General features: G+C 63.4%; 21 protein-coding genes and 1 pseudogene. 20 read left to right on the top strand and 2 right to left on the bottom strand.

Annotated elements, in window-relative coordinates:
- Positions 1 to 10: 10 nt before the first annotated feature.
- From QTJ18_RS10025 to cimA, 13 genes are all read left to right on the top strand, one after another.
- Positions 11 to 301, top strand: coding sequence for a type II toxin-antitoxin system ParD family antitoxin (locus tag QTJ18_RS10025; RefSeq protein ID WP_252751559.1), 291 nt, complete (start codon positions 11 to 13; stop codon positions 299 to 301).
- A complete protein-coding gene (locus QTJ18_RS10020; RefSeq protein WP_252751560.1) occupies positions 291 to 614 on the top strand; it encodes a type II toxin-antitoxin system RelE/ParE family toxin in 324 nt (107 codons plus the stop codon). Before QTJ18_RS10025 ends, QTJ18_RS10020 begins: the two co-directional genes overlap by 11 nt.
- Positions 615 to 621: 7 nt before the next feature.
- Positions 622 to 2,025: a DNA repair protein RadA gene (gene radA / locus QTJ18_RS10015; protein ID WP_252751561.1), complete on the top strand. Its 1,404-nt coding sequence runs from the start codon at positions 622 to 624 to the stop codon at positions 2,023 to 2,025.
- A gap of 124 nt (positions 2,026 to 2,149) precedes the next feature.
- A complete protein-coding gene (locus QTJ18_RS10010) occupies positions 2,150 to 2,743 on the top strand; it encodes a CvpA family protein (protein ID WP_252751562.1) in 594 nt (197 codons plus the stop codon).
- Between the two features lie 133 nt (positions 2,744 to 2,876).
- Positions 2,877 to 4,382, top strand: a complete 1,506-nt coding sequence (gene purF / locus QTJ18_RS10005; protein ID WP_252751563.1) for an amidophosphoribosyltransferase — start codon at positions 2,877 to 2,879, stop codon at positions 4,380 to 4,382.
- 69 nt (positions 4,383 to 4,451) lie between these two features.
- On the top strand, positions 4,452 to 5,192 hold the full coding sequence (locus tag QTJ18_RS10000; RefSeq protein WP_252751564.1) for an SDR family NAD(P)-dependent oxidoreductase: 741 nt from the start codon (positions 4,452 to 4,454) through the stop codon (positions 5,190 to 5,192).
- A gap of 61 nt (positions 5,193 to 5,253) precedes the next feature.
- On the top strand, positions 5,254 to 6,153 hold the full coding sequence (locus QTJ18_RS09995; RefSeq protein ID WP_252751565.1) for a DMT family transporter: 900 nt from the start codon (positions 5,254 to 5,256) through the stop codon (positions 6,151 to 6,153).
- Positions 6,154 to 6,432: 279 nt separating this feature from the next.
- A complete protein-coding gene (gene cysS, locus QTJ18_RS09990; RefSeq protein ID WP_252751566.1) occupies positions 6,433 to 7,818 on the top strand; it encodes a cysteine--tRNA ligase in 1,386 nt (461 codons plus the stop codon).
- A 271-nt stretch (positions 7,819 to 8,089) separates the two neighbouring features.
- The gene (locus QTJ18_RS09985; RefSeq protein WP_252751567.1) at positions 8,090 to 8,569 is read left to right on the top strand and encodes a GFA family protein; all 480 of its coding nucleotides are present in this window, start codon (positions 8,090 to 8,092) and stop codon (positions 8,567 to 8,569) included.
- Complete coding sequence (locus tag QTJ18_RS09980; protein ID WP_252751568.1) at positions 8,566 to 8,703, top strand: hypothetical protein; 138 nt, start codon at positions 8,566 to 8,568, stop codon at positions 8,701 to 8,703. The genes QTJ18_RS09985 and QTJ18_RS09980 overlap by 4 nt, the downstream gene beginning before the upstream one ends.
- 9 nt (positions 8,704 to 8,712) lie before the next feature.
- Positions 8,713 to 9,177, top strand: a complete 465-nt coding sequence (locus tag QTJ18_RS09975; RefSeq protein ID WP_252751569.1) for a GFA family protein — start codon at positions 8,713 to 8,715, stop codon at positions 9,175 to 9,177.
- Between the two features lies 1 nt (position 9,178).
- A complete protein-coding gene (pip, locus tag QTJ18_RS09970; RefSeq protein ID WP_252751570.1) occupies positions 9,179 to 10,135 on the top strand; it encodes a prolyl aminopeptidase in 957 nt (318 codons plus the stop codon).
- Between the two features lie 91 nt (positions 10,136 to 10,226).
- Positions 10,227 to 11,843, top strand: coding sequence for a citramalate synthase (gene cimA, locus QTJ18_RS09965; protein WP_252751571.1), 1,617 nt, complete (start codon positions 10,227 to 10,229; stop codon positions 11,841 to 11,843).
- Positions 11,844 to 11,845: 2 nt separating this feature from the next.
- On the opposite strand, the gene QTJ18_RS09960 is transcribed toward cimA, so the two are convergent.
- A complete protein-coding gene (locus tag QTJ18_RS09960) occupies positions 11,846 to 12,760 on the bottom strand; it encodes a protein-L-isoaspartate O-methyltransferase family protein (protein WP_252751572.1) in 915 nt (304 codons plus the stop codon).
- A 219-nt stretch (positions 12,761 to 12,979) separates the two neighbouring features.
- On the opposite strand from QTJ18_RS09960, the gene rarD reads away from it, so the two are divergent.
- The gene (gene rarD / locus QTJ18_RS09955; protein WP_252751573.1) at positions 12,980 to 13,891 is read left to right on the top strand and encodes an EamA family transporter RarD; all 912 of its coding nucleotides are present in this window, start codon (positions 12,980 to 12,982) and stop codon (positions 13,889 to 13,891) included.
- Positions 13,892 to 14,001: 110 nt separating this feature from the next.
- Here rarD and QTJ18_RS09950 read toward each other — a convergent pair whose 3' ends face one another.
- Complete coding sequence (locus QTJ18_RS09950) at positions 14,002 to 14,607, bottom strand: LOG family protein (RefSeq protein WP_252751574.1); 606 nt, start codon at positions 14,605 to 14,607, stop codon at positions 14,002 to 14,004.
- A gap of 170 nt (positions 14,608 to 14,777) precedes the next feature.
- Here QTJ18_RS09950 and QTJ18_RS09945 point away from each other — a divergent pair, with 170 nt between their 5' ends.
- The 6 genes and pseudogenes from QTJ18_RS09945 (at position 14,778) to pssA (ending at position 20,930) form a co-directional block, all read left to right on the top strand.
- Positions 14,778 to 16,628: a LysM peptidoglycan-binding domain-containing protein gene (locus QTJ18_RS09945; protein WP_252751575.1), complete on the top strand. Its 1,851-nt coding sequence runs from the start codon at positions 14,778 to 14,780 to the stop codon at positions 16,626 to 16,628.
- 102 nt (positions 16,629 to 16,730) lie between these two features.
- The gene (locus tag QTJ18_RS09940) at positions 16,731 to 18,617 is read left to right on the top strand and encodes an ABCB family ABC transporter ATP-binding protein/permease (protein ID WP_252751576.1); all 1,887 of its coding nucleotides are present in this window, start codon (positions 16,731 to 16,733) and stop codon (positions 18,615 to 18,617) included.
- A gap of 9 nt (positions 18,618 to 18,626) precedes the next feature.
- Positions 18,627 to 18,848, top strand: a pseudogene (locus QTJ18_RS09935) (type II toxin-antitoxin system RelE/ParE family toxin); the annotation flags it as partial.
- Entirely contained in the window at positions 18,845 to 19,126 is a 282-nt protein-coding gene (locus QTJ18_RS09930) for a helix-turn-helix domain-containing protein (protein WP_252751577.1), read from the top strand. The pseudogene QTJ18_RS09935 and the gene QTJ18_RS09930, both read left to right, overlap by 4 nt.
- A gap of 268 nt (positions 19,127 to 19,394) precedes the next feature.
- On the top strand, positions 19,395 to 20,096 hold the full coding sequence (locus QTJ18_RS09925; protein WP_252751578.1) for a phosphatidylserine decarboxylase: 702 nt from the start codon (positions 19,395 to 19,397) through the stop codon (positions 20,094 to 20,096).
- An 18-nt stretch (positions 20,097 to 20,114) separates the two neighbouring features.
- Positions 20,115 to 20,930: a CDP-diacylglycerol--serine O-phosphatidyltransferase gene (gene pssA / locus QTJ18_RS09920; RefSeq protein WP_252751579.1), complete on the top strand. Its 816-nt coding sequence runs from the start codon at positions 20,115 to 20,117 to the stop codon at positions 20,928 to 20,930.
- The last annotated feature ends 60 nt before the right edge of the window (positions 20,931 to 20,990 follow it).

Raw genomic sequence — 20,990 nt, 5'->3', positions numbered from 1 at the left:
GGAGATCGAAATGCCCGAGATCCATCTGACAGAAGAAGAACAGGCCTTCATCGATACCAAGCTGCGGACAGGTGCCTATCAAAGCGCCGAGGAGGTCGTGCGGGCGGGCCTGCATTTGCTGGATCTGCAGGACAGGGAGGCAGCAGAGCTGCGCCGCCGCCTGCAACAAGGCATCAATGATGCGGACGCCGGCCGTGTGCACGAATATGTGTTGGCGGACGATCTCCTGAGTGATATTCGCCTGCAGGCGGCGAAAGAGGAAACCGGCAGGCGTCGAATGGCGAAAGGGAATGGCCATTAGACGCCGGCGCCTCGTCTGGACCCAGTCGGCGCGGTCGGACCTTGTCGAGGCCTATCACTATCTCGCAGAATTGAACGAACAGGCTGCTGATCGATTGATCCTCGGCCTGGAGTCCAAGGCGCGAATGCTTGCCGAGAGCGGCCTCACAGGACGTGATCGCAGCGATCTGGCGGCAGATGTCCGCAGCATCGCCTATCGCTCGCGCATCCTGTTTTTCAAAGTATCGCCGCAGGCGATCACGATCCTGCGCGTGCTGCACGGCCACCAGGATCTCTCGGCCGATCACTTTGACGAAGAACAACAAGAAGACTGATTGACCGATGGCAAAGCCCAAGACCCAATTCGTGTGCCAGAACTGCGGCACGGTGCATAATCGCTGGGCCGGAAAATGCGACGGCTGCGGCGAATGGAATACGATCGTCGAGGAAGACCCGATGGGCGGGATCGGCGGCGGCCCCGGCAAGACGCCGAAGAAGGGCCGGCCGGTGGCGCTGACCACGCTGTCCGGCGAGACCGAGGAGGCACCGCGCGTTCAGACCGGCATCAGCGAGCTCGACCGGGTGACCGGCGGCGGCTTCGTGCGCGGCTCGGCGGTGCTGGTCGGCGGCGATCCCGGCATCGGCAAGTCGACGCTTCTGATGCAGGCGGCGGCGGCCTTGTCGCGGCGCGGCCACAGGATCATCTACGTGTCGGGCGAGGAAGCGGTGGCCCAGGTGCGGCTGCGGGCGCAGCGGCTGGGGGCGGCATCCACCGATGTGCTGCTGGCGGCGGAAACCAATGTCGAGGATATTCTGGCCACCGTCGCGGAGGGCAAGCGGCCCGATCTCGTCATCATCGATTCCATCCAGACGCTCTGGAGCGACGTGGTCGATTCGGCGCCCGGCACCGTCACGCAGGTGCGTACCGGCGTGCAGGCCATGATTCGCTTCGCCAAGCAGACCGGCGCCGCCATGGTGCTGGTCGGCCATGTCACCAAGGAAGGCCAGATCGCGGGGCCGCGCGTGGTGGAGCACATGGTGGATGCGGTTCTGTATTTCGAGGGCGATCGCGGCCATCACTACCGGATCCTGCGCACCGTGAAGAACCGCTTCGGCCCGACCGACGAGATCGGCGTCTTCGAAATGTCCGACAAGGGCTTGAGAGAGGTCCTGAACCCCTCGGAGCTCTTCCTCGGGGAGCGCAATGCCAAGGCGCCGGGCGCGGCCGTCTTTGCCGGCATGGAAGGCACGCGGCCGGTTCTGGTGGAAGTCCAGGCACTGGTTGCCCCAACCTCGCTCGGCACGCCGCGCCGCGCGGTGGTGGGCTGGGATTCCGCCCGCCTGTCAATGATTCTCGCGGTTCTGGAGGCGCATTGCGGCGTGAAGCTCGGCCAGCATGACGTCTACCTGAATATAGCCGGCGGCTACCGGATCTCCGAACCGGCGGCCGATGTTGCCGTTGCCGCGGCGCTCGTCTCCTCGCTGGCCGGCGTGGCCCTGCCCGCCGAACGGGTCTATTTCGGCGAAGTCAGCCTGTCCGGCGCGGTCCGCCCCGTCTCGCAGACGGCCCAGCGCCTCAAAGAGGCCGAAAAGCTCGGCTTTTCCTCTGCCATGCTTCCGGCCTCCTCCGCTGAAATTCCCAAAGGCGGCCGCAAGGGCTGGAGCGAGATCGAAGGCCTGCCGGATCTGGTTGTCGACATTGCCGGATCGGCCAGGAAGCTCGGGAAAGCGCCGGAGGAGGATTGATCTTTCCCCCGCCGTTTCCCTGATGTAGAAGGTGCCCCGAAGGGCGGTTCACGATCAACGTGACAATCGCCGATCCACCACAGGTCCCCCGGTTCCGGCCGGCCATCTTGGAGTTCGCTCATCCATGCCCATCACGATCTTCGACGGCATCGTCCTCGGCGTCACCCTCTTTTCGGCGGTGCTCGCCATGGTTCGCGGCTTCTCCCGTGAAGTGCTGTCGATCGCAAGCTGGGTCGGGTCGATCGCCGCTGCCTATTATCTCTACCCGATCCTCCTGCCCTATGCGGAGCGATACACCACCGACCACCGCATCGCGATTGCCGGCTCGGCGGGCGTGATTTTCCTGATCGCCCTGATCATCATCACCTTCATCACCACGCGCATCGCCGATTTCATCATCGACAGCAGCATCGGTCCGCTGGACCGGACGCTCGGCTTCGTCTTCGGTGCCGCCCGCGGCGTCCTGCTTCTGGTGGTGGCCGTTGCCTTCTGGAACTGGCTGGTGGATGTCCGCCAGCAGCCGGACTGGGTCACCAACGCCAAGTCGAAGCCCTTTCTCGATACGCTGGTCGGCCGGCTGGAGGCCGTGCTGCCAACCGATATCGAGCCGCAGATCCGGGCCCGCATTCTGGGCAAGCCGGATGGCACAGCACCGCCCGCAACAACCGAGACGGCACCCTCCGATGACGCGCCGGCGCCGGGTGTGACAAACAATTGACGCTTTGTTGCTATTCTAGATGCAGCCAAGCGGCGGCAATCATGCTATAGACGCCCGAAAGAGCAGGCCGGACTTGGGACGCTTCCCCTCCGGCCTCTTTACGTTTCCTGATAGAGCTCGAGGACCTGCGTAGATGGATCAGCTGGTTTCCCCACATTTTTCCAAGTCTTTCGCTTCAGAGGATCTTGATGGCGACACGCTGCATGAAGAGTGCGGCGTGTTCGGCATTTTGGGACATCCCGATGCCGCCACGCTGACGGCGCTTGGACTGCATGCGCTCCAGCATCGCGGACAGGAGGCGGCCGGGATCGTCTCTTTCGACGGCCGGCAATTCCATACCGAAAAGCATATGGGCCTGGTGGGCGACCATTATACCAATCCGGCGACGCTGGCGAAGCTGCCCGGCAACATGGCCATCGGCCACACCCGCTATTCCACCACAGGCGAAGTAGCGCTGCGCAACGTGCAGCCGCTGTTTGCTGAGCTGGAAGTCGGCGGCATTGCGGTGGCGCATAACGGCAATTTCACCAATGGCCTGACGCTGCGGCGGCAACTCATCGCCGGCGGCGCCATCTGTCAGTCCACCTCCGATACCGAAGTCGTGCTGCACCTGATCGCCCGCTCGCGCTACACATCGACCACCGACCGGTTCATCGATGCGATCCGCCAGATGGAAGGCGGCTATTCCATGCTCGGCATCACCCGCACCAAGCTGATTGCAGCGCGCGATCCCACCGGTATCCGCCCGCTCGTCATGGGCGAACTGGACGGCAAGCCGATCTTCTGCTCGGAAACCTGCGCGCTCGACATCATCGGCGCCAAGTTCATTCGCGATGTCGAAAACGGCGAAGTCATCATCTGCGAGATCCAGCCGGACGGTTCGATCTCGATCGAGGAGCGCAAGGCGCCGAACGTGCAGCCGGAGCGGCTCTGCCTCTTCGAATATGTCTATTTCGCCCGGCCCGATAGTGTTGTCGGCGGCCGCAGCGTCTATGTGGCGCGCAAGAATATGGGCATCAACCTGGCCAAGGAATCGCCCATCGAAGGCGATGTCGTGGTGCCGGTGCCGGATGGCGGCACGCCGGCCGCACTCGGTTATGCGCAGGAGAGCGGCATTCCCTTCGAATACGGGATCATCCGCAACCATTATGTCGGACGCACCTTCATCGAGCCGACCCAGCAGATCCGCGCCTTCGGCGTCAAGCTCAAGCATTCCGCCAACCGGGCGATGATCGAAGGCAAGCGCGTGATCCTCGTCGATGATTCGATCGTGCGCGGCACCACTTCGCTGAAGATCGTGCAGATGATCCGCGATGCCGGCGCGCGGGAAGTGCATTTGCGGGTGGCCAGCCCGATGATCTTCTATCCCGACTTCTACGGCATCGACACGCCGGATGCCGACAAGCTGCTCGCCAACCAGTATGACGGTGCAGAGGCCATGTGCCGCTATATCGGCGCCGATTCGCTCGCCTTCCTGTCGATTGACGGCCTCTACCGCGCCGTCGGCGGGGAAGACCGCAATCCTGCCCGCCCGCAGTTCACCGATCACTACTTTACCGGAGACTATCCCACGCGCCTGCTTGACAAGGATGGTGAAGCGATGGGACGGAAGCTCTCGGTACTCGCCAGCAACGGGTGAGAGGGGACGGCGCAGATTGCGGCAGGCCGGCAGGCTTGCCGGCGCCGGACGTCGTGAACGGGACATGGTATGACTGTTGATCTGAAGGGCCGGCTCGCGCTGGTTACGGGCGCCTCGCGGGGCATCGGCTATTTCACCGCCTTGTCGCTTGCCAGGGCCGGAGCGCATGTCGTCGCCTGCGCCCGCAGCGTCGGTGGGCTTGAAGAACTCGACGATGCCATCAAGGCTGAGGGCGGCAGCGCCACCCTCGTTCCCTTCGACCTCACCGATATGGCGGCGATCGACAAGCTCGGCGCCTCGATCTTCGAGCGCTGGGGAAAGCTCGACATTCTGGTCGCCAATGCCGGCATTCTCGGCGTCATTTCGCCGGTCGGCCATATCGAGGCGAAGGTCTTCGACAAGGTCATGCTCACCAATGTGACAGCGACCTGGCGGTTGATCCGCTCGGTGGAACCTTTGCTGCTCAAATCCGATGCCGGCCGTGCGCTGCTACTGTCATCCGGCGTGGCGACCGATGCCCGGCCTTTCTGGGGCGCCTATGCGGCCTCCAAGGCGGCCGTGGAAATGCTTGGCCGGACCTGGGCTGCCGAAACCAGACAGACGAAACTGAAGGTCATCAACGTCAATCCCGGCGCGACACGCACCGCCATGCGCGCCCAGGCCATGCCGGGGGAGGATCCGGCGACGCTGCCCCATCCGTCCGAGGTTGCCGAAAAGCTCGTGCCGCTCTGTGCCCCCGAGATGACGGAGAGCGGCCGCCTATACCTCGTCCGGCAGGACAGGTTCGTCGATTACCGCCTGCCCGAATAGCGTCGTCAACCGCCCGAGGCGGGGCAGCGTCCCGCCTGACAGGCCTCTTCGAAACCTCGCCATGCGCCCGCGCGACCTGTTCTCCTACCTGTTCCTCGCCCTTGCCTGGGGTCTGTCCTTCCTGCTGCTCCTGACGGTGGTGCAGGCGTTCGGCTGGGCCGGCGCCGTCACCTTCCGGTGCTTCATCGCAGCGGCGATCCTCCTGGTCCTGGCGCGCATCACCCGCCGCAGGCTCGCCTTCCCGGCCCGCCTGGCGCCGCTTGCCGTCGTGGGCGCGACCACGGTGGCGGGACAATTGATCGGCCTCTCCTTCGCCACGCCGCGCATCGGCACGGCGATGGCGGCGATCTTCGTGGCCTCGATCCCCCTCTTCTCCATGGTGATCTCCAGGCTCTGGGGCATGGAAGCGATCACCCCCACCCGCATTCTCGGCCTCGTGCTTGGCACGATCGGGCTTGTCATGCTGGTCGGTTTCCCGGCCGTGCCGGTGACGGCGCAATTCCTCTATGGCTGCGCCGCCATGCTGGTTTCGACCTTTTCCGCAGCCTTCGGCAGCAATTATGCGAACCGTTTCCTCGCCGGCACCGGCGCATGGGAGGTCACCATCGGCGCCTTCCTCTCCGGCGGGGTGATGACCCTGCCGCTGCTGATCATCGTGCCCGTGCCCGGCACACCGCTCGCCATCGATTACCTCGCTTTGTTTGCGCTGGCCGGCCTGATGAGCGCGCTGACCTATGTTCTCTATTTCGGCCTGGTCTCCAGCATCGGTGCGACCCGCGCCATCAGCGTGGAATTTGCCGTCACGGTGGTGGCGGTTCTCGTCGGCGCCCTGGTGCTGGACGAGCCGCTGAGCCTGCTGCAGGTCGCCGGCGGGGTGGTGATCATGCTCGGTTGCGCGCTGGTGCTCGGGCTGATCCGGGGCAGATCGAAGATCGTCTTGCAGCCGCAAGCCCGAGCTTGAGCCGGCTCTGGCGACACTGCCATGGTCACTGCGGGACGATGTGCCTGCGAGAAGAATATTTCCCGTGTCGAAGACATTGCGCGCGTTTCGACCTTGCGCTCCCCTTGACCGCCTCGAGGTTCAGCGCCATAAGCTTTGTCCCATGACCACGGCCCTCTGCATCATTTGCGGGATTATCATTCGCTAGCATTTTGCTGGCTGGCCGTTCGCGTCTCTCGATCCGACAAGAAGACACTGAACCGGTCCGGCCGGTTCCAGTCCGTTTCGGGAGACCACTTCATGAGCCGCATGCTCAAGCTCTACAACACGTTGACCCGCGAGAAGGCGGAGTTCCAGCCGCTCGACCCGAACAATGTGCGCATGTATGTCTGCGGCCCGACCGTCTATGATTTCGCGCATATCGGCAATGCGCGGCCGGTGATCGTCTTCGACGTGCTCTATCGGCTGCTGCGCCACCTCTATGGCGACAGCCACGTCACCTATGCCCGCAACATCACCGATGTCGACGACAAGATCAACGCGCGGGCGCTGAGGGATCATCCAGGCCTTCCGCTGAACGAGGCGATCCGCGCGGTGACAGAGCGGACCGAGGCGCAGTTCCAGGCGGATGCGACGGCGCTCGGCTGCCTCGAGCCAACGGTTCAGCCGCGCGCGACCGACAATATCGCCCAGATGATCGACATCATCGAAAAGCTGATTGCCCGCGGCCATGCCTATGCGGCCGAAGGCGAAGTGCTCTTCGACACGCGGTCGATGGCCGATTACGGCCAGCTCTCCAAGCGGCCGCTGGACGAGCAGCAGGCCGGCGCCCGCATCGCCGTCGATGCGCACAAGAAGAATCCGGGCGATTTCGTGCTGTGGAAGGCGTCCGGCCATAACGAGCCCGGCTGGGACAGTCCCTGGGGCCGCGGCCGGCCGGGCTGGCATATCGAATGCTCGGCCATGAGCGCCCGCTATCTCGGCGAGACCTTCGACATTCATGGCGGCGGGCTGGACCTGATCTTCCCGCATCATGAAAACGAGATCGCGCAATCGCGCTGCGCCCACGGCACGCATGTCATGGCCAATGTCTGGATGCATAACGGCTTCGTGCAGGTGGAAGGCCGCAAGATGTCGAAGTCGGAGGGCAATTTCGTCACCATCAACGAGCTTCTGGAAACCGAGAGGTTCGGCGGGCGCGCCTGGCCGGGCGAGGTTCTGCGGCTGGCCATGCTGATGACGCATTATCGCGAGCCGATCGACTTTTCCGTCAAGCGGCTGGAAGAGGCGGCGAGCCTGCTTGCCAAATGGCCGGTGGCAGAGCCGGGCGATGCCGAACCCAATCCGGCCGTGCTCGACGCCCTGGCCGACGATCTGAATACGGTGGCGGCCATCCAGGCGCTGCATGCCCTGGCCCAGGCCTCGCATACGGATGCGCAGGCCACAGCGCGCTTTGCCGCCTCTGCCGCCTTGCTCGGCCTTTTGCCGGAACCGACAGAGGTCGATGAGGCGATCGCCGCCGGCATCGACGCGCTGATCGCAATGCGTCTCGAACTCCTGAAGGCGAAGAATTTTGCCGAGGCCGACCGCATCCGCGACGAACTTGCGGAAAAGGGCATCCAGCTGAAGGACGGCAAGGACAAGGAAACCGGCGAGCGGATCACAAGCTGGGAGATGAAGCGGTAGGACCATTTGGACAGCGGATATCAGAGGGAGCAGCCCCCTCATCCGCCCTTCGGGCACCTTCTCCCCGAGGGGAGAAGGGAGAAAGGGCCGCATCGCCGCGATGTCCGCGCCGCCGTCATGCAGAGGCAGACGGTTGAGATACGCGAGAGGCGGTTGCCATCTGTCCCTTCTCCCCTCGGGGAGAAGGTGCCCGGAGGGCGGATGAGGGCGTGACAGGAATCTTACCAGCCGGGCATAGAGCGACTGAATGTGGAGGCAGAAGGAGACGAGCATGAGCGAGATCCATACCGGCGGTTGCCAGTGCGGCGCGGTGCGGTTCCGCATGGACGGTGTGCCGAAGGATGTGTCCGTCTGCCACTGTCGCATGTGCCAGAAGGCCTTTGGCGCCTATTACGCACCGCTGGTGGCGGTCGGCACGGCACGCGTGACCTGGACCCGCGGCGCGCCCAAGCGGTTCGCCTCCTCGAACTTCGTCCAGCGCGGTTTTTGCGAGAATTGCGGCACGCCGCTGACCTATGAGGCGCCGGACGGCCTGTCACTGGCAGCCGGCGCCTTCGACACGCCCGGCCGCCTGCCGCCGACCATCCAGTTCGGCATCGAATGCAGACTGGATTTCGCCGATCGCATCCCGGCGCTGCCGGCCCGCGCCACGCTGGACGATCTTGACGACGCACCCTTTCTGCCGGATGTCGTCTCCAACCAGCATCCCGACCACGACACGGCCGAATGGCCGCCGGAGGGCACGCCGTGACGCAGCCGAACGCCAACCTCAAGCCGAACGCCAATCTCAAAATGCCGAAATGGCTGCTCTACGGACTGATCGGCAAGGGCCTGCTGCTTGCCGCGATCACCATCGGCATTGTCCTCTATGTAAGCCAGACCTAGGAGAGTGGAATGGAAGGAGAATTTACCGGCGGTTGCCAGTGCGGCGCGGTGCGGTTTCGGGCAGGCAAGCTCGGCCGGCCCTCGATCTGCCACTGCCGCATGTGCCAGAAACAGTTCGGCCATTTCTTCGGCGCCTTCGTCACGGCCGACCAGGCGCATCTGTCGTGGACGCGCGGCCAGCCGAGCCTGTTCCGATCCTCGGCCAAGGTGCATCGCGGCTTCTGCAACCGCTGCGGCACGCCGCTCACCTATCATCATCCCGGCGGGGTGGAGCTGGCGATCGGCGCCTTCGACCATCCCGAACAGCTGGAGCCGCAGGTTCAGGTAAACCACGACAAGCGCCTGCCCTGGATCGACCGGCTGTTCGACAAGCCCGCCTTCACCAGCCCCGAAATGGAAGCCTTCTTCGCCTCCATCGAGAGCTTCCAGCATCCCGACCACGACACGGCCGAATGGCCGCCCAAGGAAGACTGAGATGAGCCAATTGCGCAGCTATTATCCCGAGATCGAACCTTATGAAACCGGCATGCTGGATGCCGGCGACGGCCATCAGATCTACTGGGAGAGGGTTGGAACCAGGGGCGCCAAGCCGGCGGTCTTTCTGCATGGCGGGCCGGGCGGCGGCTGCAATCCCAACCAGCGCCGCGTCTTCGATCCGGCGCTTTACGACGTGCTGCTGTTCGACCAGCGCGGCTGCGGCCGCTCGACGCCGCATGCCTGCCTTGAGGCGAACACCACCTGGCATCTGGTGGCCGATATCGAGCGGCTGCGCGAGATGATCGGGGTGGAGCGCTGGATGGTGTTCGGCGGCTCCTGGGGCTCGACGCTGGCGCTGGCTTATTCCGAGACGCATCCCGAGCGGGTGACGGAACTTCTGGTCCGCGGCATCTATACGCTGACCAGGGCCGAACTCGACTGGTACTACCAGTTCGGCGTCTCGCAAATGTATCCCGATCGTTTCGAGGAGTTCCTGGCGCCGGTGCCGGAGGCCGAACGCCACGAGATGATGGCCGCCTATCATCGCCGCCTGACAGGGACGGACGAAGCGGAGAAGCTCAGATTCGCCAAGGCCTGGAGCCGCTGGGAGGGGTCGACCATATCGCTGATCCCGGATCCGGCGCAGATCGACAGCTTCGGCGAGGATCATTATGCCATCGCCTTCGCCCGTATCGAGAACCATTACTTCATGCATGCCGGATGGCTGGAAGAGGGCCAGTTGCTGCGCGATGCGCATAAGCTTCAGGGCATTCCCGGCGTCATCGTGCATGGCCGCTACGACATGCCCTGCCCGCTGAAATACGCCTGGGACCTTTCGAAGCGCTGGACCGACGCCGAACTGATGATCGTCGAAGGCGCCGGCCATGCGCTGACCGAGCCCGGCATCCTGGATTGCCTCGTCCGGGCAACGGACAGGTTTGCGGGAAAGAACTGAGACGAATGAGGAAGTGTTCTACCCCCTCTACCCTGCCGGGCAGAGGGGGTAGCCACGGTCTCTACAGGACATGCCAGGGAGCGGCACGAACATGACACGCGAGAAGATCTATCTCTTCGACACGACGTTGCGGGACGGGCAGCAGACGCCCGGCATCGACTTTTCCGTCGAGGACAAGATTGCCATTTCGAAGCTGCTCGACGATTTCGGCATCGACTATGTCGAAGGCGGCTATCCGGGCGCCAATCCGACGGATACGGCCTTCTTTGCGAGCAAGCGCACGCGCCAGGCGAAATTCGTCGCCTTCGGCATGACCAAGCGCGCCGGCGTATCGGCGGCCAATGATCCGGGCCTGGCGACGCTGCTGCAGGCGAAAAGCGACGTCATCTGTTTCGTCGCCAAAAGCTGGGACTATCATGTTCGCGTGGCCCTTGGCTGTTCGAACGAGGAGAATCTTCAATCGATACGCGAAAGCGTGGAGGCGGCCATTGCCAGCGGCCGCGAGGCCATGGTCGATTGCGAGCATTTCTTCGATGGCTTCAAGGCTAATCCGGACTATGCGCTGGCCTGTGCCAGGACCGCCCTGGATGCCGGAGCACGCTGGATCGTGCTGTGCGACACCAATGGCGGCAGCCAGCCAAGCGAGATCCGGGAGATCGTCTCCCGCGTCATCCAGGCTGGCATTCCGGGCGATCGGCTCGGCATCCACGCCCATGACGATACCGGCCAGGCCATTGCCAATTCGCTTGCTGCGGTAGAAGCCGGCGCAAGGCAGATCCAGGGCACGCTGAACGGAATTGGCGAGCGCTGCGGCAATGCCAATCTCGTGACGCTGATCCCGACGCTTTCGTTGAAGCCCGTCTACAAGGATCGCTTCGAAACCAGCATCGATGCCGAAGGCCTGACCGGCCTGACGCAGCTTTCGCATGCCTTCGACGAACTGCTGAACCGTTCGCCCAACCATCAAAGCCCCTATGTCGGCGCTTCGGCCTTCGCCACGAAGGCGGGCATCCATGCCTCGGCGCTCCTGAAGGATCCGCGCACCTACGAACATGTCGAGCCGGAATCGGTCGGCAATCTGCGCAAGGTCATGGTCTCGGATCAGGGCGGCAAGGCCAATTTCCTGAACGAGTTGAAGCGGCGCGGCATCCAGGTCGGCAAGGACGATCCGCGGCTCGACCGGCTGATCTCGCTTGTCAAGGAGCGCGAGGCGGAGGGCTATGCCTATGAGGGCGCGGATGCCAGTTTCGAGCTTCTGGCCCGCCGGACCCTTGGAACCATTCCGTCCTTCTTCGAGATTGACGGCTTCCGGGTCATGGTCGAGCGCCGCTTCGATGCCAATGGCCAGATGAAGACGGTGTCGGAGGCGGTGGTGCGGCTGGTCATCGATGGCGAGCGGGTCATGTCGGTGGCCGAGGGCGATGGACCGGTCAACGCGCTGGACCTGGCGCTGCGCAAGGATCTCGGTAAATTCAACCGGGAGATCGAGGATCTCGAACTCGTGGATTACAAGGTGCGCATCCTCAACGGCGGCACCGAGGCGATAACCCGCGTCCTGATCGAATCCATGGATGGCGACGGCAGCCGCTGGTGGACGGTCGGCGTATCGGAAAACATCATAGATGCCTCTTTCCAGGCGCTGATCGATTCGATCGTCTACAAGCTGATGAAGAACCGCCACATGGCGGGGCGGCTGGCCGCCGAATAATATCAGAGCATGTCGAAGGAGAGCCCCCAGCTTTCCTCGCCATACCATTCCTGCGCAGCCGATGCCTGTTCATCTGGTGCATTTCCATTGGCTGGCTGGCGATGGGGTGCCTGCACTCCCCAGCGCAGGCTGCGGATCTTGCCATGTCCGCCGCTGCGAAACGCGCGCATCACGCTCTCGTGGCGCCCGGCCACCTCCTCCAGCCCCTCGGCCCAGATGAAGCTCACGCCCTGCAGGAAGCGGGCCTCGAAACCCGCGGTCCGGCGTTCGATCATCAGCATGCCGGCGCGCGCGGTCACCCCCGTGCGGCCGCCGGAGGCATCCTGGGCAGGCACGCCGAAGGGGAAGATCAGCCGGCCGTTCAGGTAGAGATTATCGACCCAGCGCGCCGGCGGATGATCGAGCGCGAAATTGACATAGATGACATCCGCCTTCTCGCGCGGCCAGTCGAAGGCGCTGCCATGCACCACCTGCACATGCTTGTAGGATGCCAGGGCGGCCTTGGCCATGTCTGCCAGCTTCGCATCATATTCCACTGCCGTGACCTGACCGGACGGGCCGACGAGTTCGGCCAGGATTGCCGAGTAATAGCCGCTGCCGGCGCCCAGATGCACGACATGCTCCCCCTCCTGGACAGCCGCCTTGTGCAGCAGGCCCACATGCAGCGACGGGCTGCCATTGTTGATGGCGCGCGCCATGTCGAGGCCGATCAGCACGTCCTGGTAGAGCACCAGCGGATCCTCGGAGGGCAATGCCCGGTAGCCCTCCTGGTCGCGGATATACCAGGGCGGCGGCCCGGCAAAGGCCTCGCGCGACACGCGGCTCATGGCGGTGAGAAGCCGCTCGTCCCGTTGAACGAAAGCTCGCGCCAGCATCTGCTGGGCAAAGAGCCGGCGATGAATGGGGTTATCGCTCATGTCGAGCCTCCATGGCAAAGCGCCGGGCAGCCTTTCGACGCTGCACGGACGGTCTGACGGTTTCCCTGCAGCCCGGCCGGCGCTTCGTCGACCTGGCCGCTGCCCTGCTTCCCTCACGATGGGCGATGCTTTGCAGTGATGCAAGCAGCAAGCGAATGAATTGGCAGTTACAGCCAATCCGGCATAAGAGGAGCCATATCAGCAGAGGATCGTAGCAAGATGTCGACAGAAACCGCAGTTCCGGTGCAGCAGACGGGTGATACGCCGCAAGGTTTTGCCTATGCGCTGGCGGCCTATGGCATCTGGGGCTTTCTGCCGCTGTATCTGAAGGCGCTCGGCCATATCTCGCCCTTCGAGGTCCTGGCGCACCGGGTGATCTGGTCGCTGCCCTGCGCGGCCATCATTCTCCTGATCACCAGGCGATTCGGCGATATCAAGGCGGCGTTCCGCTCGCCGCGCACGCTGATCATGGCCATCGTGACGGCCTCGCTGATCACGGTGAACTGGGTGACCTACGTCTATGCCGTCGGCTCCGGCCATGCCATCGAGGGCGCGCTCGGCTATTTCATCAATCCCCTTTTCAGCATTCTGCTCGGTGCGATCATCCTGAAGGAGCGGCTGGCCCGCACCCAGATGGTGGCGATCGCGCTTGCCTTCATCGCCGTCGGGATCTTGACCTTCGATGCCGGCCGCCTGCCCTGGATCTCGCTCACGCTGACCTTCAGCTGGGGCCTTTATGCGCTGCTGCGCAAGACGCTGCCGGTCGGCCCCAATCAGGGCTTCTTCCTGGAAGTGGCGCTGCTCTCGGTGCCGGCCCTTCCCTATATCCTGTGGCTGGAGGCCAATGGCAGCGGCCATTTCACCCACGGCACGCAGGCCGATACCTGGCTTCTGGCTGCGGCCGGCGTGGCGACGGCCATTCCGCTGATGATCTATGCCAATGCCGCCAAGCTGCTGCGGCTCTCCACCATCGGCATCATGCAATATATCACGCCGACGATCATCTTCCTGATCGCAGTCTTCGTCTTCCGCGAGCCGATGAACCCGGTAAAGCTCTCGGCCTTCATTCTCATCTGGTCGGCCCTGGCGCTCTACACGTTTTCCATGCTGCGGAACTACCGCGCCCGCTGAGCCTTGAGAGCGCCCCTTGTCGAAAGGGCACGCTCGCAGACAAGTCGATTCCTCGGCCCATCCCTTCATCGACCGATCCTTGCCTTACTGCTTCGGCCCGCGAAGCAGACCTAAAGGCGTGCAATGACGGCCTCGTTGCCCTCATCGACCGGCATTTCGCTCCAGGCATCCATAATGGCCGGGACGATCTCCTCCACCGAACCGATCACCAGCGGCTGGACGAGATTGGCGCTGTGGATAAAGCCCTGCCGCTTCATGTGCTCGATCAATTGCAGCATCGGATCCCAGAAGCCGCCGATATTGGCAAACACCATGGGCTTGCGGTGGCGCCCGAGCTGCGCCCAGGTCATGATCTCGACGATTTCCTCCAGCGTGCCGATGCCGCCCGGCAGCGTCACGAAGGCATCGGCGCGTTCGAACATCTTGTGTTTGCGCTCATGCATGTCGGCGGTGATGATCAGCTCGTTCAACTGTCCGAGAGAATGCCGCGTTGCCTCCATGTCGACAAGAAACTCGGGGATGATTCCCGTGACTTCGCCGCCATTGGACAGAACGCCCGAGGCAACCGCCCCCATGATGCCCTTGGTGCCGCCGCCATAGACGAGTCGGGCGCCGTGCTGGGCGATGGATTTGCCAAGCTCACGCCCGGCGGCAACATAGGCGGTATCGCGGCCCGGCTGGGAGCCGCAGTAAACACAGATGGATCGAATTGACACAGGTTTCTCCGGTTTGCACTGTCGGGTGCTCTCGCTTTGCGTCGCACCTCTGTCAAAAGTGACGGGAAATCAAGCATCGGGCAAGCGCAAAGGCCTGTAAAACCTTGTTAAGAAGGCGTGAAACCTGTAATTCCTATTGCAGTTGGCGGTATTCCGTCTGGAGAGATCTGATGTTGAACAATCGCGCGGGATGGCTCGCGCTATCGGTGCTTGCCGTAGCGACCCTATTGATGGTGTTTTTCGTGATGCCGCATCTTTCGCCGGAACGACAGCCGGTGGGAGAGGCCATCAATGCCGCGGGACGCGAGGTCAAGGACGCCGTGACGCTGGGAGGCGATGCCGCCCGCGAACTCGTCGATCCCACGCCCGACAAGGCCGCAGGCACGACCACCAGGACCGATACGCTGCCTTCTCCCGCACCCGCGGTGAAAATGGCCAAGCCTTCGACGGCCGACCAGCGGCCGCTGGTCATCCCGACATTCGACGTTCTGCGCGTCGAGCCGGATGGTTCCACCGTGATTGCCGGCCGCGCCGAGCCGAAATCCAGATTGGAAGTCGCCGATCAGGTCCAGACCATCGCCATGACAAGCGTCGATCACGCCGGCGAATTCGTCGCCATTCCGCAGGCACCCTTGCCGCCCGGCGATCACCAGCTTGTTTTGAAGGCAACCTCGGAAGATGGGCGCACCGTCATTTCGGAGGAAATCGCCACCGTCTCCGTACCGAAACTGAAGGGCGGCGAGCTTCTGGCCATGGTCAGCAAGCCGGGAACGGCAAGCCGAATCATCGCCATGCCCAAGATCAATGAAGTGGCCAAGGCCGAACGGGTCACCGCGGGACCAACGGACACGGCAGCCATCGTTCCGCCTCCGGTCATGCAGGAGCCGGCCATGCCACCGGCACAGCCGGACGCAACCGGTCCGGCAGATGCCGCGACAAACGCGCCGGCTGCCAATGAACCGGCTGCGGCAGACCCGCAAAAGCAGATGGAAACGGCATCCGCCCCGGCGGCGGCAGGCGCGGCAGGCACGGCAGGCACGGCACCGGCCGCCGCTGCCGGCACGCCGGAACTGCAGGTCAGTGCCGTGGAGATCGAAGGCAATCATCTGTTCATTGCCGGCCTCAGCAAACCCTCGTCGCAGCTGCGCGGCTATGCCAATGACAGTGTCATCGGCGAGGCCAAGGCCGGCAGCGACGGACATTTCGTGATCGACGGCATCATGGATCTGCCGGTCGGCTCCCATCGCATCGCCGTCGACCAGCTGGACGCATCCGGCAAGGCGGTCGTGCGGGTCGAAGTGCCGTTCAACCGTCCTGCAGGCGACCAGATCGCGGCTGTCGCGACCCCGTCCGCCGCGGCTGCGGCCCCTGCCCTCAGCCCTATCGACGAGGGAGCCTTCGACAAGCTGCGCAACGAGGTGGCGAAAGCCTTCCAGCTGCTGCAGGCGCTCTATGCCGGCGGCGCCACGCCTTCCGTGGAGCAGGTCGCTGCTGCGCGTTCGGCAACCGCGATCGCCCTGCGTTCGCTTGCCGAATACCGCCTGCCCGCCGATGCGGATGCCAATGCCAATGCCATCGTGACCGACGCCGCCAAGGGCGCCATGGATGCCTTGAAGGCTCTGGATGCGCTGCCGCGGGATGTCGTGGGACTGGGCAAGGGACTGGCCTCCTTGTCGGAAATGATTGCCGGCATTGTTGGCACGGCTCCCCCCGTCCAGGAGGCGCCGCTGCCGCAGGCCGGCGTTGCCGCGCAGGAGCAGAGCGGACCCAAGACCATTGCCCAGGCGCCGCTGACGCAGAGCGAATCCGCCTCCGTGATCATTCGCCGCGGCGATACGCTCTGGCAGATTTCGCGGCGCATTTACGGCCAGGGTGTTCGCTACACGACGATCTACATTGCCAATCAGCAGCAGATCTCCAACCCGAACAGGATCGAGCCCGGGCAGATCTTCGGCGTGCCGAAGGATTCGCTGCCGGACGACGAGGCGGAGAAAATTCACCGCCGCTTCACCAGAGGCTGACGGGAAAAGGCCGGCGCCCGGCCTTTCGCGGCAGCGGTTCGACGGCGGCGTTGCATTGGCCCCGTCTCCGGCTTATGTGAGAGCCTCCTTCCGGAGGCATTCATGGCAGAGAAAAAGAAGACCGTTTCGGCGGATTCAGGCAATCCGCTCGGCACGCTGGTGAATCTGTGGCCCTATATGTGGCCGAGCGGCCGCCCGGATCTGAAGGCGCGCGTCGTCTGGGCGACGCTCTTTCTCTTCATCGCCAAATTCGTGCTGCTGGCGGTTCCCTATTTCTTCAAATGGGCGACCGATGCGCTGAACGGCAAGCTGGACATGGCGGGCCTGCTGCCGGCTCTGCTGATGGGTGCCGTGGCCTTGGTTATCGCCTATAACCTCACTCGTGTCCTGCAGCTCGGGCTCAACCAGCTGCGGGATTCGCTGTTTGCCAGCGTCGGCCAATATGCGGTCAGGCAGCTTGCCTACCGGACCTTCGTGCACATGCACCAGCTGTCTCTGCGGTTCCACCTGGAGCGCAAGACGGGCGGGCTCTCGCGCATCATCGAGCGCGGCACCAAGGGCATCGAGACGATCGTCCGCTTCACCATCCTCAACTCGGTGCCGACCCTTGTCGAGTTCGTGCTGACGGCAATCATCTTCTGGTATTCCTATGGCTTTGCCTATGTCGCGGTCACGGCCGTGACCGTCTGGGCCTATATCTGGTTCACGGTCAAGGCGTCCGACTGGCGCATTGCCATCCGCCGCTCCATGAATGCCAGCGATACCGAGGCCAATACCAAGGCGATCGATTCGCTCCTGAACTTCGAGACCGTCAAATATTTCGGCAATGAGGAGATGGAAGCCAGGCGCTTCGATGAATCCATGGCGCGCTACGAGACCTCCGCCACGCAGGTCTGGACCTCGCTCGGCTGGCTGAACTTCGGCCAGGGCGTGATCTTCGGTCTCGGCACCACCGTGATGATGGTGATGTCGGCACTGGCCGTCCAGCGCGGCGAGCAGACGATCGGCGATTTCGTCTTCGTCAATGCCCTCCTCATCCAGCTCTCCGTTCCCCTCAACTTCATCGGCTTCGTCTATCGCGAAATTCGCCAGGGCCTGACCGATATCGAGCAGATGTTCGATCTGCTGGAGGTCGAGGCGGAGGTCGTGGACCGGCCGGACGCAAAGCCGCTGGCGATCGAGAACGGCCGCATCACCTTCCGCGACGTGCATTTCGCCTATGACCCCGAACGGCCGATCCTGAAGGGCGTGTCCTTCGATGTGCCGGCCGGCAAGACGGTGGCAATCGTCGGCCCCTCGGGTGCCGGCAAATCCACCATTTCGCGCCTGCTCTACCGTTTCTACGACATCCAGTCCGGGGCGGTGGAGATCGACGGGCAGGATGTGCGTACCGTCACCCAGAAGAGCCTGCGCGCCGTCATCGGCATGGTGCCGCAGGATACCGTGCTGTTCAACGACACGATCGCCTACAATATCCGCTATGGCCGCCTGTCGGCCAGCGAGGAGGAAATGCTGGCGGCGGCCGATGTGGCGCAGATCGGCACCTTCATCCGGCAATTGCCGGATGGCTTCCAGACCATGGTCGGCGAGCGCGGCCTGAAGCTTTCGGGCGGCGAAAAACAGCGCGTGGCTATCGCCCGTACCATACTGAAGGCCCCGCCAATCCTCATCCTCGACGAGGCGACCTCGGCGCTGGACACGACGACGGAGCAGGAAATCCAGGCGGCGCTGGATGTGGTGTCGCAAAACCGCACGACGCTCGTCATCGCCCACCGCCTGTCCACCGTCATCAATGCCGACGAGATCATCGTGCTGCGCCATGGAGAGATTGCCGAGCGCGGCACGCATGCGGGGCTCTTGGAGCAGAACGGCCTCTATGCCTCCATGTGGAACCGCCAGCGCGAGGCGACCCAGGCGGAAGAGCACCTGCGCCAGGTGCGCGAAAGCGACGATCTGGGCGTGGTGGTGCGCAAGGAGCCGGCGGTGTGAGCGCGGCAAGACCCGACGGACTGGAAGCCGATGACCTGCGTCGGGAAAGGTGTCCAAGAGATCAGGATCCGCGACGGATCCGGTGCATTCAGGGTCATCTATCTCGCCAAGTTGATGGACGCTGTCTACATTCTGCACTGCTTTCAGAAAAAGACGCAAAAGACGTCGAAACTCGATATGTCTCTCGCCGTCAAACGCTACGAGGACCTGATGAAGGAGCGAACGCCATGACGGAAGATGGTTTTGCCAGCGTCTGGGATGCCATTGAGGATACGCCGGAAGAGGCGGAGAACATGCGCATTCGCTCGACCCTGATGATCGCCCTTGAGAAACACATCCGCGCGAGAAATTGGACACAAGCCGAAGCAGCACGCCATCTGGGCGTGACGCAGCCGCGGATCTCCGATCTCTTGCGGGGCAAGATCAATCTGTTTGCCCTCGACAGCCTGGTCAACATGATCGTCGCAGCCGGGTTATCGGTTGAGGTGCGTGTTCTCCACGCCGCCTGAGCCATGGCGGAATTCCGTTGGCCATCGACGACCGTCGCAGCAGCCGATGCTGCAAATCAGGACGTCCTCTCGCCGTCATGCCGCCCCGCATCGGTCCGGTCTTCGGTCGACTGGATGACGAGACGATGCTCTCCGTCACGCGCCTGTTGGTTGTTTTTCTCGGACTGGCTTGAGTCCACAGCCCCGCCGGAACCGCATTGCCCCGAAATCCGTTTGCCTGTACTCAGCTGGGTTTCAAACCCTGACGCTGACTTGCTGGAGACCGCCGTTGTCCAATCTGTTCGACACTATCCGCAACACGCTCGTTCCGATCCACAAGGAAGGCTATATTTTCGTTATTGCCTTCTTCGTAGCATCGCTCGTGCTTGGACTGATCGCCCAGCCGCTGTTCTGGATTGGTCTCGTGCTCACGTTGTGGTGTGCCTATTTCTTCCGCGATCCAGAGCGCATGGTGCCGCAGGACGACGATCTCATCATCTCGCCGGCCGATGGCCGCGTTTCGTCGGTGCAGATGGTCATTCCCCCAGCCGAACTGGAACTCGGCATCGAGCCCATGCTGCGCATTTCCGTGTTCATGAATGTCTTCGATTGCCATATCAACCGGGCGCCGGCGCGCGGCCGCGTCTCCAAGATCGTCTACCGGCCGGGCCAGTTCGTCAATGCCGAGCTGGACAAGGCCAGCACCGACAATGAACGCAATGGCCTTGTCATCGAAACGAGCCATGGCCGCCTCGGCGTGGTTCAGATTGCCGGTCTCGTGGCGCGGCGCATTCTCTGCTTCGTGCATGAGAGCGAACCGGTCGATGCCGGCGAACGTTTCGGCCTCATCCGCTTCGGCTCGCGCCTCGACATCTATGTTCCGGAAGGCGGCCAGCCCCGCGTCTCGCTCGGCCAGCGCTGCATCGGCGGCGAGACGGTGATTGCCGAATTCGGTTCGACCAAGGGACCCATGCTCAGCCGCCGCAGCTAACCAAGACGGAGTTATTCAATGCACGCCGACACGCCCGTGGAACCGCCCGATGACGATGCCGCCCGAGGCCCCAGGCTGCGTGAGATCCCGCTCCGGCTGATGGTTCCCAACCTCATCACCGTGCTCGCCATCTGCGCGGGCCTGACGGGGATCCGGCTGGCTTTCGAAAACCGCTTCGAACTGGCTGTCGGCATGGTGCTTCTGGCAGCCTTTCTCGACGGGATCGACGGGCGTGTGGCGCGGGCCCTGAAGGCTACGTCGAAATTTGGCGTCCAGATGGATTCGCTGGCCGACATCATCAATTTCGGCGTTGCGCCGGCGCTTGTCCTCTATGTCTTCGTGCTCGACAGGGTGGGCTCCATCGGCTGGATTGCGGCTCTCATCTATGCCATTGCCGCGGGCCTGCGGCTGGCGCGCTTCAATGTCATGGCCGACCGCGAATACAAGGCGAAATGGCAAAGCGAGTTCTTCGTCGGCGTGCCGGCGCCGATGGGCGCCCTGCTGGTGATGCTGCCGGTCTATCTCGGCTTTCTCGGTATGGGCGACAGCCGCGCCTTCGCCTATGCCGCGACCGGCTATACCATCCTCATCGGCTATCTGCTGGTCAGCCGCCTGCCCGTCTGGTCCGGCAAATCCGAAACGCGCGTGCGCCGCGACCTGATGCTGCCGGTGCTGCTGATCGTGGTCCTTTACGTCGCGCTTCTGATGAGCTTCACCTGGGAAGTCTTGGCCATCACCACCCTCGCCTATCTGTGTATCCTGCCCTTGAGCGCCAGGGCCTGGAAACGCCGATATGGAACGCTGACGATCGAGGACGATCACGCCAATATCTGAGATCCTTGCCGCATTGCGAAATGGCATGAGGAACCATTTTGCAGTGCGGAATTTTGTGCT

This window comes from Rhizobium sp. SSA_523 (assembly GCF_030435705.1).
Lineage (GTDB): Bacteria > Pseudomonadota > Alphaproteobacteria > Rhizobiales > Rhizobiaceae > Neorhizobium.
The sequence above is the reverse complement of the archived record's forward strand: the minus strand, read 5'-3'. Positions and strand labels throughout refer to the sequence as shown.

Bases quoted from the DNA above. Each gene is read 5' to 3' on its own strand.
- QTJ18_RS10025 (WP_252751559.1), top strand. From the start codon at position 11: ATGCCCGAGATCCATCTGACAGAAGAAGAACAGGCCTTCATCGATACC.
- QTJ18_RS10020 (WP_252751560.1), top strand. From the start codon at position 291: ATGGCCATTAGACGCCGGCGCCTCGTCTGGACCCAGTCGGCGCGGTCG.
- radA (WP_252751561.1), top strand. From the start codon at position 622: ATGGCAAAGCCCAAGACCCAATTCGTGTGCCAGAACTGCGGCACGGTG.
- QTJ18_RS10010 (WP_252751562.1), top strand. From the start codon at position 2,150: ATGCCCATCACGATCTTCGACGGCATCGTCCTCGGCGTCACCCTCTTT.
- purF (WP_252751563.1), top strand. From the start codon at position 2,877: ATGGATCAGCTGGTTTCCCCACATTTTTCCAAGTCTTTCGCTTCAGAG.
- QTJ18_RS10000 (WP_252751564.1), top strand. From the start codon at position 4,452: ATGACTGTTGATCTGAAGGGCCGGCTCGCGCTGGTTACGGGCGCCTCG.
- QTJ18_RS09995 (WP_252751565.1), top strand. From the start codon at position 5,254: ATGCGCCCGCGCGACCTGTTCTCCTACCTGTTCCTCGCCCTTGCCTGG.
- cysS (WP_252751566.1), top strand. From the start codon at position 6,433: ATGAGCCGCATGCTCAAGCTCTACAACACGTTGACCCGCGAGAAGGCG.
- QTJ18_RS09985 (WP_252751567.1), top strand. From the start codon at position 8,090: ATGAGCGAGATCCATACCGGCGGTTGCCAGTGCGGCGCGGTGCGGTTC.
- QTJ18_RS09975 (WP_252751569.1), top strand. From the start codon at position 8,713: ATGGAAGGAGAATTTACCGGCGGTTGCCAGTGCGGCGCGGTGCGGTTT.
- pip (WP_252751570.1), top strand. From the start codon at position 9,179: ATGAGCCAATTGCGCAGCTATTATCCCGAGATCGAACCTTATGAAACC.
- cimA (WP_252751571.1), top strand. From the start codon at position 10,227: ATGACACGCGAGAAGATCTATCTCTTCGACACGACGTTGCGGGACGGG.
- QTJ18_RS09960 (WP_252751572.1), bottom strand. From the start codon at position 12,760: ATGAGCGATAACCCCATTCATCGCCGGCTCTTTGCCCAGCAGATGCTG.
- rarD (WP_252751573.1), top strand. From the start codon at position 12,980: ATGTCGACAGAAACCGCAGTTCCGGTGCAGCAGACGGGTGATACGCCG.
- QTJ18_RS09945 (WP_252751575.1), top strand. From the start codon at position 14,778: ATGTTGAACAATCGCGCGGGATGGCTCGCGCTATCGGTGCTTGCCGTA.
- QTJ18_RS09940 (WP_252751576.1), top strand. From the start codon at position 16,731: ATGGCAGAGAAAAAGAAGACCGTTTCGGCGGATTCAGGCAATCCGCTC.
- QTJ18_RS09930 (WP_252751577.1), top strand. From the start codon at position 18,845: ATGACGGAAGATGGTTTTGCCAGCGTCTGGGATGCCATTGAGGATACG.
- pssA (WP_252751579.1), top strand. From the start codon at position 20,115: ATGCACGCCGACACGCCCGTGGAACCGCCCGATGACGATGCCGCCCGA.